Annotated in this window: 12 protein-coding genes; 7 read left to right on the top strand and 5 right to left on the bottom strand. The window is 63.2% G+C overall.

Going from position 1 to position 11,248, the window contains the following annotated elements; translation table 11 throughout:
- From NKI25_RS35295 to NKI25_RS35285, 3 genes are all read left to right on the top strand, one after another.
- Nucleotides 1-415, top strand: a 415-nt coding sequence (locus tag NKI25_RS35295) for an alpha/beta fold hydrolase (protein ID WP_353000771.1), incomplete at its 5' end; no start/stop codon positions are given.
- Nucleotides 393-833 (top strand): hypothetical protein, encoded by a 441-nt coding sequence (locus NKI25_RS35290; RefSeq protein ID WP_352708776.1) that lies wholly within the window; start codon nucleotides 393-395, stop codon nucleotides 831-833. The genes NKI25_RS35295 and NKI25_RS35290, both read left to right, overlap by 23 nt.
- 86 nt (nucleotides 834-919) lie before the next feature.
- Nucleotides 920-1,498 carry a methyltransferase gene (locus tag NKI25_RS35285; protein ID WP_352594603.1) on the top strand — a complete coding sequence of 193 codons (579 nt, stop codon included), beginning with the start codon at nucleotides 920-922 and terminating at the stop codon, nucleotides 1,496-1,498.
- 220 nt (nucleotides 1,499-1,718) lie between these two features.
- Here the strand turns inward: NKI25_RS35285 and NKI25_RS35280 are convergent, their stop codons facing one another.
- From NKI25_RS35280 to NKI25_RS35260, 5 genes are all read right to left on the bottom strand, one after another.
- Complete coding sequence (locus NKI25_RS35280) at nucleotides 1,719-2,306, bottom strand: alpha/beta hydrolase fold domain-containing protein (RefSeq protein ID WP_353000769.1); 588 nt, start codon at nucleotides 2,304-2,306, stop codon at nucleotides 1,719-1,721.
- 231 nt (nucleotides 2,307-2,537) lie between these two features.
- Nucleotides 2,538-3,818 carry a 3-oxo-tetronate kinase gene (gene otnK, locus NKI25_RS35275; protein ID WP_353000767.1) on the bottom strand — a complete coding sequence of 427 codons (1,281 nt, stop codon included), beginning with the start codon at nucleotides 3,816-3,818 and terminating at the stop codon, nucleotides 2,538-2,540.
- Nucleotides 3,815-4,627: a 2-oxo-tetronate isomerase gene (otnI, locus tag NKI25_RS35270; RefSeq protein WP_353000765.1), complete on the bottom strand. Its 813-nt coding sequence runs from the start codon at nucleotides 4,625-4,627 to the stop codon at nucleotides 3,815-3,817. Before otnI ends, otnK begins: the two co-directional genes overlap by 4 nt.
- A 16-nt stretch (nucleotides 4,628-4,643) precedes the next feature.
- Nucleotides 4,644-5,591 (bottom strand): L-threonate dehydrogenase, encoded by a 948-nt coding sequence (gene ltnD / locus NKI25_RS35265; protein WP_353000773.1) that lies wholly within the window; start codon nucleotides 5,589-5,591, stop codon nucleotides 4,644-4,646.
- A 29-nt stretch (nucleotides 5,592-5,620) separates the two neighbouring features.
- Nucleotides 5,621-6,934: an MFS transporter gene (locus NKI25_RS35260; protein ID WP_352594597.1), complete on the bottom strand. Its 1,314-nt coding sequence runs from the start codon at nucleotides 6,932-6,934 to the stop codon at nucleotides 5,621-5,623.
- Between the two features lie 249 nt (nucleotides 6,935-7,183).
- On the opposite strand from NKI25_RS35260, the gene NKI25_RS35255 reads away from it, so the two are divergent.
- The 4 genes from NKI25_RS35255 to NKI25_RS35240 all read left to right on the top strand — a co-directional run.
- Nucleotides 7,184-8,161, top strand: coding sequence for a LacI family DNA-binding transcriptional regulator (locus NKI25_RS35255; protein WP_352594595.1), 978 nt, complete (start codon nucleotides 7,184-7,186; stop codon nucleotides 8,159-8,161).
- Complete coding sequence (otnC, locus tag NKI25_RS35250) at nucleotides 8,158-8,823, top strand: 3-oxo-tetronate 4-phosphate decarboxylase (protein WP_352594593.1); 666 nt, start codon at nucleotides 8,158-8,160, stop codon at nucleotides 8,821-8,823. Before NKI25_RS35255 ends, otnC begins: the two co-directional genes overlap by 4 nt.
- A 191-nt stretch (nucleotides 8,824-9,014) precedes the next feature.
- A complete protein-coding gene (locus tag NKI25_RS35245) occupies nucleotides 9,015-9,458 on the top strand; it encodes a hypothetical protein (RefSeq protein ID WP_353000763.1) in 444 nt (147 codons plus the stop codon).
- 309 nt (nucleotides 9,459-9,767) lie between these two features.
- On the top strand, nucleotides 9,768-11,248 hold a 1,481-nt coding region (locus NKI25_RS35240), incomplete at its 3' end, for a PAS domain-containing sensor histidine kinase (RefSeq protein WP_352790001.1).

Genomic DNA, 11,248 nt, shown 5'->3' with positions numbered 1-11,248 from the left:
CGGCGATGTCGTCGCCCTGGCCGACGCGCTCGGCATCGGAAGGTTTCACCTCGTCGGCCATGACTGGGGCGGCATCGTCGCTTGGGCCGCCGGGGCAAAGTTGACTCATCGCCTGGACAAGCTCGTCATCCTGAATGCGCCACATCCCGAGGTGCTGTTTACCCATGCCCTACGATCTCCGACGCAGTTTCTGCGGAGCAGTTACGCGGTTTTCTTCCAGATCCCCTTGCTGCCCGAAGCCGTTTTGGGTGCGCGCCGCTCGGCCTTGCTCGCACGAGCACTCAGGCCATCCAGCCGCGATGGTCGGGCAGTGATCCTCGCCCGGGCGGTTGACGACCCTGCGTTTTCCGATGAGGTGCTGGAACAGACGCGTGCCTGGATTTACGCAGGGCTTGATCAACAGTCAGCCAGCTAGTCACGGTTTCGACGTCGAATACCAACTGGGCACGTATATCGGTCTGGTCGACCATGCTACTTCAAACGCTCGTCGGTTCCGTGACAAACTTCTGATCGCCGGTCCTGGATCGTGGAAGGGATATGGTATGGTGGATTCTGATCGGATCGACAACCTGATCGCAGCGGTGCCCCCCGCCTTGGCGCTTCGCGCCGGGCTGGACCTCGGCATCTTCACCGGGCTCGGTGGCAGCGCGATGACTGCTGACAGCCTTGGGGCCGCGCCCTCTACGCGCTCGCCAGCATTGGTCTCCTCGAAGTCAAGGATGGTCAATTTCGCAACGGAGCCGAAGCGTCAGCCTTCCTCGACGCGTCCAAGCCGACATATCGCGCCGGCGATCATGCGCTCCTGCTCGAGCTCTGGCGAGCCGATCTACTGACCGCGGAGTCGCTGCGACAGAACCGGCCGGCTGCGCTGCACGACTTTTCCGAAGCGGGGCCCGAGGCCGCGGCGGCCTTCAGCCGCATGCTCGCACCGGGCGGGGTGATTTTCGGCCGACATCTGGCCCGGGCGATGGACCTCTCGGCGATCGGTTCGGTGATCGACATCGGCGGGGGCCGCGGGACCATTCTCGTCGGACTTCGCGAGCAGCGGCCGCAGATTGCGGCGACGCTGATGGAACTGCCAACGGTCGCAGCGGTCGCGCCAGATATCCTGTCAGAATACGGTGCCGACGACGTGGTTGTCGAAGAGGGGGACATAACTGTCGCGCCATCGATCGGTCGGCACGATCTGGCGATCCTGAAGGCCGTCGTCCAGGTCCTTCCGCCGGACCAGGCGCGCAGTTCGATCCTGAACGCGGCGCGTTGCCTAACACTCGGAGGCGAGATCGCAATTGCGGGGCCGGGCGTCGTCGATGACGACCGCCTTGGCCCGCCTGAGGGTGTCTTTCTGAATCTCACCTTCTTGAACCTCTACCGCCACGGTGAATCGTACACTGAAGGTCAATATCGCGCATGGATGACCGAGGCTGGATTCCGGGATATCTCCAGGTCGCGCCTGACGGACGGCTCCACGTTGTTTCGTGCGCGCCTCACGGGCTGATCGTGGCTGAACAGTTGGTTTTGGATCTCCGAGGCGCCCCGACCCTATCCGGGCAGCCCACAACCTCAGCGTCGAGAGCATTGCTTGTCCTGCGTCAACCCGGAGAGAGCCATATCTCGCGCGGTACGTCCCCGGGGCTGGTCGGCTTGTCGCGCCCTGTCGTGCGTTCCTTCAGCCGCGCGAGGTAGGCGCGGGCGGCTGACCTGTCGCGTGCGTCCGTTCAGCCGTCCTTGAGTGCTTCGTCCAGTGCCGTCGTCTGGGCGTTGACGAAGGCCCGGGAGATGGCGGCTTTCGCTTCGATGGAGTCGAAGTTGTGGTAGGCGCCGGGCACTACGTGCAGGGTGCTGGCGACGCCGGCCTGCTGCAGTCGCCGGGCGTAGGTGACGTCCTCGTCGTGGAACAGGTCGTTGGTGCCGACGCCGATCCATGCGGGCGGCAGGCCGGAGAGGTCGTCGTAGCGGGCCGGCGCGGCCAGCGGGGGCACGTTGCCGTCCGCGGTGGTGGGGCCGAGGTAGGAGCGCCAGCCGAACTGGTTGCTGGCCGGGCTCCAGAGGCGGAGCCGCCGCGGGTCGATGTCGGTGCGGGTGGTGGTCCGGTCATCCAGCATTGGGTAGGACAGCAGTTGCAGAACCGGATGGATCACGCCACGTTCCTTCGCCAGCAGCGCCAGCGCGGCGGCCAGACCGCCGCCGGCGCTGGCGGCACCGATGGCGATGCGTGCGGGGTCGATGTCGGGTAGCCCAGCTGCACCTGCGGCCCATGAGCAGGACGTCTGTGGACCGCATCTGGACGGCCGGCGATCGCGCATCTTTGATGCTTGGCGGCCGGCACATCCGCCCAGGCCGAGGCTGTCGCTCCCAACTTGCTTGCCGCTGAACTCTGTAGCACATTCAGACGGACCGTGTGCTTCGTCCGGAGGTGCCCCGCCGATCGTGAGGATGATCTGGACGTCAGCGGGCTGATCACCCACCGCGTCGGCATTCACTACAGGCTAGGGGGAGGTCCGACAAGCGGGACAGCCAATTGCGCGATTTGGCGCTTACGCAATGATGGCCAAGGCGTCCGCAAAGAAGCCTTCGCCACCGAAATTGCCTGATTTGAGGGCCAGCGCCATTTCGCCGTACTGAGTTCCCAATGTTCGCAACACGGGTACGCCCGCCGCGATTTCCGTGCCTAATTCGAACGCCGGAATCGCCAGGCGATCGACGACCGCGCCAGATGTCTCGCCACCGGCAACGACCAGCCTGCGGACTCCCAGCTCGACCAGCCCCCCTGCAATCATCGCGAGGCTGCGCTCGATAGTGTGGCCGGCCGCCTCCCGTCCATGGCGCTCCTGGAGCCTGGAAACCGCATCCGGGGGCGCGCTGCTGGAGATCAGAATAGGACCTTTGGTAAGGTGCTCCGTCGCCCAAGTGAGGGCACGTTCTACTGTCTCCGAAGGATCGGTTACCAGCTTTTCCGGATCAAGCCTCAGTACAGGCATGGTCTGCTCGGCTTTGGCAATCTGCGCCAGCGTCGCCCGTGAGCAGCTGCCGGCAAGGCACGCTGCCGGACCTCCGATCGGTTGTTCACGAATGGTTACCCTTTGTTGGCGCCGTGCGGTGCCGGCGGCGATCAGGCCGCGAGCGAGGCCCAATCCCAGCCCGGACGCTCCGACCGACAGGCGCTGGGCTAACGCTGCCGTGCCGATTGCTTCGAGGTCCGTCTCGAAGACGGCGTCGGCAATAGCCGCTCCGGTCCCGCTGGTAGAAAGCAGCTCTAGTCTAGTGCGGATTGCATCCGCGCCCTGAGCAACTGTAGCGAGCTCGACAAGTCCAACTGCCGCGGTGCTCTGCCGAGCCAGCACGCGGACCAGATTGGCATCGCGCATGGGATTGAGAGGATGATCCCTGAGCGAGCTCTCATTCAGCGGAACCGCACCGACGAATAGATTGCCCTTGTAGACGGTGCGATCGGTTTCAGGAAAGGCCGGTGTTACAAGGACCGATGTTTCAAGGGCATCAGCGCGCAAGGCATCGAGAACCGGGCCGATATTGCCTGCATCGGTAGAATCGAAGGTCGAGCAGATCTTGTACATCACGTGCGCCGCGCCGCGGGTGCGGAGCCAATCTTGGGCAGCGCGGGCTCGTTCAACCGCATCAGATGCGCCAACCGAACGGATTTTCAGCGAGATGACGATAGCATCGACTTCGGGTAGCGGCAGGTCAGCCGATGGAATCCCGATGGTCTGAACCGTACGTAAGCCTTGTTTCGCCAGGGTGTTCGCCAAGTCTGACGCGCCGGTATAGTCGTCCGCTATGCAACCAAGGGCGAGGGTCATAGAAGAGATCCAACAGCTTTTGAGACCCGGTCCTGCTCCACGGCAAAGGAGGCGAACCAGCCGAGCCCGTCAAGCGTCTTGGCCTTGGGACGATATTCGCAGCCAACAAAACCGCCATAGCCCAGCCGGTCCAACTCCGCGAAGATGAATCGATCGTCAAGTTCTTCACATGTGGGTTCGTGCCTAGAGGGCACGCTTGCGATCTGGATGTGGCCAATAATCGGCAACAGGCTCCGCAGAGCCATGGTGACATCCCCATGCAGGATCTGACGGTGGTAGATGTCGAACTGAAGCTTGAGATTGGGCAGCGCAAGGTCGTGGATCAGCGATTCCGCAAAGGCGAAATCGTTCAGAAAATAGCCCGGCATGTCGCGGCCATTGATCGGTTCGATCACCAGGTCCATGCCGCGATCCGCCAGTTTTTCGGCGGTCCAGGTCAACGCTTCTCGATAGGCATCGACGGCGCCCTTGTCCTCGCGCGAGCCGAGCCCGGACATCAGATGGAGGCGCCGTGCGGCGGTGGCATCGGCGTAAGAGAGCGCGGTCTCCACGCCGGCCTTTAGCTCATCGAAGCGCTCGGGCAACGCGGCAAGGCCGCGTTCACCTGCGGCCCAATCGCCAGACGGGAGATTGAACAGGGCCTGGGTCAGACCGTTCCGCGCCAGGCGCTCGCCGATCGCTTCCGGCGTGTGCTCGTAAGGGAACAGGAACTCTACCGCCGTGAAGCCGGCGGCCGCGGCCGCTTCAAACCGGTCGAGGAATGGCCATTCGTTGAACATCATGGTCAGATTGGCGGCGAAGCGAGGCATGATCATGCGTTCCTGGTCAGGGTTGCGTTGTGCCGGGCAGATCGATGCCCGTGATGCGGGCGTAGACCCGGGCGACCGAGGCATCGTCGTCGCGTCCCATTCCGCCAGCCGACGTCATCAGGAACATCTGCAGCGCGGCGGCTGCAACCGGCACCGGGTATTTGGCGCTGCGGGCCATGTCCTGGATGATGCCGAGATCCTTGACGAAGATATCGACCGCGCTGCGCTGCGTGTAGTCTCCGTCGAGCACGTGCGGCACCCGGTTCTCGAACATCCAGGAGTTGCCGGCCGAGGCCGTAATCACCTCGTAGACCTTGCGGAGGTCTAGCCCCTGGCGGGCGGCAAACACGATGGCTTCGCTCGCTGCGGCGATATGTACGCCAGCGAGCAACTGATTAATCATCTTGAATGCGGCGCCGGTGCCCGGTTCGTCCCCCAGTTCATAGAGTTTGGCTGCCATGGCATCGAGCAACGGGCGCGCCTTTGCGAACGCGGCAGGGCTGCCGGACGCGAGAATGGTGAGGGCGCCTTCCGCGGCCCGGACCGAGCCGCCACTGATTGGCGCGTCGAGATAGAGCCGCCCCGTCTCTTCCAGGCGTGCCGCGAACTTGCGTGCGAGATCGGGGTCCATCGTGGCCGAGGAGACGAAGACCGCTCCTTCGGGCAGTGTCTCGCCAACGCCATGCTCACCAAAAAGGATGGCTTCGGTTTGTGCCGCGTTGACGACGACCGAAACCACGACATCCGCATCCTGAGCCGCCTGGGCGGGGGTCGAAGCACCCCGCCCGCCTTGGGCGACGAAACGCGTAACCGCAGCTTCATCGACATCGAAGCCGGTCACCTCGAATGCTGCGCGCTGCAGCGACTGGGCCATCCCGAACCCCATCGAGCCGAGGCCGATCACGGCGACCCTGGTCGCTTTGGTCACCACGGGGTTTTCCCTTTGCACAGCCTGAACAGTCATCATGGAAACTCCATTTTCCGTCGGTGTCATCACTTGTTGACCAGCTTGGCGGGCGTCGTCAGCACCAGGATCGCGCCGGCCACGAGGATGGCGGCGAGCGCGTACATGGCGACGTGCGTCGTCCCGGTCAGGTCCTTGAGGTAGCCCACAAGGTAGGGACTGGCGAAGCCGGCCAGATTGCCTACCGAATTGATCAGCGCAATGCCCGCTGCGGCGCCGGTTCCCCCCAGAAAGGCTGTCGGCAAAGACCAGAAGAGCGGCGCGCAGGTGATTGCTCCAGCCGCTGCCAGCGACAGGAAGGCGATGGCGATCGTCGGGTTCGAGGACGTTGCGGCGACGATAAAGCCGACGGCTCCGAGCAGCGCCGGCACGACCAGGTGCCAGCGGCGCTCGCGGTGCCAGTCGGCGCTGCGACCGAACAGGTTCATGGTGACGACGGCACAGATGAATGGGATGGCGCTGATCAGCCCGATGTTGAGATTGCCGGTGACGCCGGTCGCCTTGACCAGGGTCGGCATCCAGAACGTCAGCCCGTATTGGCCCATCACGAAGCAGAAATAGATCAGGCACATCAGCCAGATGCGGCCGTCGCGGAATACCCCGGCGACCGAATGCGCTTCCTCCTTGCGGCGTTCCTCGCGCTCGATCTCTTCTTCGAGCACCCGCTTTTCCGCTTCGCTCAGCCACTTGGCGTCACGGATGCCATTGTCGAGGAAGAAGAAGACGGCGATGCCGAGCAGCACAGCGGGAACCGCCTCGATGAGGAACATCCACTGCCAGCCGGCAAGACCGCTATCGCCGTGGAACGAATCCATGATCCAGCCGGAAAGCGGGTTGCCGAAGATGCCGGATATCGGAATTGCGGACATGAAGACAGCGATGATCTTGGCGCGGCGGTGCGAAGGATACCAATAGGTCAGGAAAAGAATTATCCCCGGATAGAAGCCTGCCTCGGCAACGCCCAACAGGAAGCGCAGCAAATAGAACATCGGAGCCGATTCGACGAACATGAAGCCTGCCGAGATCAGACCCCAGGTGATCATGATGCGCGCGATCCACATGCGCGCACCAACCTTGTGCAGGATGATGTTGCTCGGCACCTCAAACAGAAAATAGCCGATGAAAAAGATGCCGGCGCCGAGGCCGTAGACCGTTTCGCTGAAGCCGAGTTCGGCGGACATGTCGAGCTTGGCGAAGCCGACATTGACGCGGTCTAGATAGGCGACGACGTAACACAGCATCAGAAACGGCACGATTCGCCAGAAGACCTTGCTGTAGGCGATTCTTCGGGTCTCGATTCCTGCCACTGTTTCAGCTGGCAGCGTTGGGGTGAGCACCGTCATTTCATTCCTCCCTGATTGAGGGCGTTCGTCGCCAGTTTCGCGCCACTCATCCTCACTTTTGGCAGCGCTTGCATTGACGGATAACATGGATTGGCAGCGCTGCCAACAGAAAAGTGGCAGCGCTGCCAAAAGTTTGTTGAGTTGGCCACTGCGACGTGCCAAAATGGGGCGCCAGACAGCTCAGAGGCGGCGGTGGATTAGGGGCTCGGAAATGGTCGACCAAATAGCCGAGGGATGGGAGCGGTGCCGATGATTACCCTCACCGACGTCGCGCGCGCAGCCGGCGTTGGCGAGAGCACCGCCTCGCGCGTGCTACGGGGGCATGGATCCTTCTCGGCAAAGACGCGCGAGAGCGTTCTCAATGCCGCGACAAGCCTCGGCTATGTGCCGAACCGCATTGCCGGAACGCTGGCTTCCACCGGTTCCAGGCTCGTAGGGATTGTCATCCCCTCGCTCAGCAACATCGTCTTTCCCGACATGCTGCGGGGGGCGAACACAGTCCTCGTCGGCGCCGGCTTTCAACCCGTCATCGCGGTAACCGACTATGAATTAGGACGTGAGGAGAGCCTCATCGAGTCGCTGCTGAGCTGGCGCCCCGCCGGCGTCATGGTAGCGGGGCTCGAACACACCGAGCGCGCGGGCGCAATGCTGCGCAACTCTGGTATCCGCGTCGCCGAACTGCTCGATACCGACGGCGACGGTATCGACATCGTCGTCGGCTTTTCCAACCGCGAGGCGGGACGCGCCACCGCGGGCCATCTGGTTTCGCGCGGCTACCGGCAGATCGGCTATGTCGGCCACGACCTTAACCGCGACCTGCGCGCCGCCAAGCGCTTCGCAGGATTTCGCTCGGCACTTGTCGAGGCAGGCCTCGATCTCGCCGGAGAAGAAATCATTCCTGCCTCGTCTTCGATCCAAGCTGGGCGCGACGGGCTGGCGCGCCTCCTGGAGTGCAGCACGAATTTGGACGCTGTCTACTTTTCCAACGACGACATGGCGATCGGCGGCTATTTCCACTGCCTCACCCGCGGCATCACCATCCCCGACCGGCTGGCGATCTTCGGCTATAATGGTCTCGACGTGGCGCGCAGCGCCCCGCAGCCGCTGTCGACTATTCTCACGCCCCGCGTCGCCATAGGGGAGATGGGCGCGCGGCTGGTGTGCTCTGACGGACCACCGACGGTGGTCGATCTCGGGTTCGAACTGGTCGAGGGAGACACGACATGACCGACGTGAGGTTGAGGGAAGAGATCTGCCGGTTCGGGCGTTCGCTGTTCGAGCGCGGTCTGACGCCGGGATCGTCAGGCAATATCAGCCTGCGGCTGGATGACGGCGGCTGGCTGGTCACGCCCACCAATGCTTCGCTGGGATTTCTCGATCCCGCCCGCATTGCCCGCCTCGACGCACAGGGAAAACTTGTCTCGGGCGATGCTCCGACCAAGGAAATTCCCTTGCACACGGCTCTCTATGAGACGCGGGCAGGGGCCCGCGCCATAGTTCATTTGCATTCGACCCATGCAGTGGCCATCACCATGCTGCCCGAAATCGATCCCAAGGCGGTATTGCCGCCGATGACGCCCTATTATCTGATGCGGGCCGGCCAGACGGCGCTGGTTCCCTACTTCCGCCCCGGAGACCCGGCTGTCGCGGATGCGATCAAGGGCCTTGCCGGACGCTACTCCTCAGTGCTGCTGGCAAACCACGGTCCCGTGGTCGCGGGCGTAACGCTCGAGGCGGCCGTATTCGCCACCGAAGAGCTGGAGGAGACTGCAAAACTCTATCTGCTGTTGCGCGGCCTAAACCCCCGCTACCTTTCGCCGGAGCAGGTCAGCGATCTCGTTCGGGTTTTTGGGCTGACTTTGCCGAGGCATGACGAGCATGGCCATTAAGCAAGCCGTCTTGTCGGATGCCGAGGATGGTTCGAGCGAGGTAGCGGGCCGAAAAATTCGCCCTCGAGTTCTGCATGGAGCACGACCTCAGATCATACATCTCATGGGGACAATTCTACTGCGGCCTGGCGCAAGTGCGCCATGGAGAACACCACAACGGACTCGACCTGATGCGAGCCGGGATGTCCGGCATGGACAAGATCAACTTTCGGATCCTTTGGACGGCTCATCTCGGCCACCTCGCCTGGGCGCTTGCGTCGGCGGGTAAAGTCGGGGAGGCGATGGACGTACTCTCGAAGGCATTCCGGGCCGTCGACCAGTACGGCGAGAAAGCGTACGAGGTGGAGCTTCACCGCCTCCGCGGCGACTTGCTCTGGCAAAGGGGCGCAGTCAAGGAAGCAGAGATCGAGTTCTGCAGAGCAGTTGAGATCGCGCGGGCTCAAAAGGCGAAGTCGTGGGAGCTCCGCGCCGCCACAAGCCTTGCACGGCTACACGCCGAGCGAGGAGATAAGGCTCAGGCCCTCGAAGTCCTCTCGCCGGTCCAATCTTGGTTTATCGAGGACTTCGACACAGCCGATCTACGGGCCGCCAGAACACTTCTCCAAACTTTAGAGCTGGACGCTGGGGTTGGGTGAGCCAATTGCCGTGCGGTCGCAGCGCCAACTTTGGTCGCTCGGCTTGCCCTTGGCGAATGGCCCGTATGAGTCCGACTTCCGCTGTTCAGCCGCGGGCCAATGACTGGCAGCAAATGGCGCTCTGTGCTCGTTGCCGACGACCGATTCAAACGGCAAGGTTTGGCGCTTCTTGTCCTGCTGGTGCAAGCGCTTCCCCACCTCCGCACCGTACTGCGGTCGGATTCAGCATCTTGCCGGAACTCACGATAATCGTCATCCTTGCCTGCCCGACGGCCAGCGTTTCGACCGGTCGTCACGGAGCGCCCGCCCTTGCAAGAAGACGACGCCGAAAACGCATTCCAAGAGGCGATCCTCGCTTCGGTGGTTCGCTCATCGCTCGACTGCGTGATCGTCACGGACGAAGCCGGATTGGTTGTGGAATTCAACCCGGCGGCCGAGGCGACCTTCGGCTATTCGCGCGCTGAAGCGGTCGGCAGACAGATCTCGGAGCTCATCGTCCCGCCGCATCTGCGCAAGGCGCACGCAAACGGGCTTGCGGCCTATCTTGCGGGTGGCGCCCCGCGGTTGCTCGGGCGTCGAACAGAGCAGACTGCCATGCGAGCGAACGGCACCGAGTTTCCGGTGGAACTAACGATCACCGAAGCCCGGAGCGGCAAACGTCGTTTCTTCACGGCGAGCTTGCGCGACCTGTCGCAGCGCCACGCTGCCGACGCCGCTCTGCGTGCCAGCGAGGCCCGGTTGGCGGCGTTCATGAAGCATGCTCCCGTAGGCATGTACCTGAAGGATACCGACGGGCGCTATCTGATCGCCAATCCCGAAATGGGAAAGGTCTTCGGCCGGCCGGCCGAGAGCGCGATCGGATTAAGCGCGGCCGACATTTTCGGACCCCAGGAGGCCGCGATGATCGCGGAAAACGATCGCCGCGTCCTGGAATCGGGACAGGCGATTGCAATCGAGGAATTTCTAAACAACGCGGTCGACTATGCCTGGAGCCTTGTCGTCCGCTTTCCCGTTCTGGGGGCCGATCAGCAGCAGGCGCGCATCGGCGGCTTCGATATTGACATTTCCGAGCAGAAGCGCGCGGCCGAGCGCCTGCTGCGAAGCGAGCGGCGCTTCCGAGACCTCACTCACCATCATCCGGTTCCGGTCGTGTTCATAGACTCGCGAACGAGGCAGCTGATTAGCGCCAATCCCGCCTTCCGCGAGATCATGGGCATAGGCCCGGATGACGAGGACCGCTTCCGGCAGCACCGCTGGTTCGCCACACGGGAAGACTATCGGCGCCTCAAAGCCCTGTCACGTCAGCAGCCGCGCGCCGACGGCGTGGAGGCTCAACTTCGGCGTCTGGACGGCTCCGCGTTTCCCGTGTCGCTGAGTTGGCGCCACATCGAGATGGACGACCGACCGGTGATCGTCGGCAGCATTCTTGATCTCACCGCAACCAAGGCGGCTGAAGCCGAACTGGCGCGGTCGCGCGAGGCATTGGCGCAGAGCGAGCGGCTCAACGCACTTGGTTCGCTGCTTGCCGGCGTCTCGCACGAACTCAACAACCCCCTGGCGGTCGTCGTCGCGCAGGCCCAGTTGCTGGAAGAATTTGTAGCCGGAACCGCCCACGCACAGCGGGCCGGCAAGATCAGGCTCGCCGCCGAGCGCTGCGCGCGCATCGTGAAGACCTTCCTGGCAATGGCGCGACAACGCCAGCCGGAGCGCCGCAGTATCGACGTCAACGATCTGATCCGCGCGGTTCTGGATATCGCCGGCTACGGTTTGCGCACGGCAGGCATCGAGGT

It is taken from the genome of Mesorhizobium sp. M0808, assembly GCF_040320025.1.
Taxonomy (GTDB): Bacteria; Pseudomonadota; Alphaproteobacteria; order Rhizobiales; family Rhizobiaceae; genus Mesorhizobium.
Note: the sequence above shows the minus strand (reverse complement) of the source record. Positions and strands in the feature narration are given on the sequence as shown.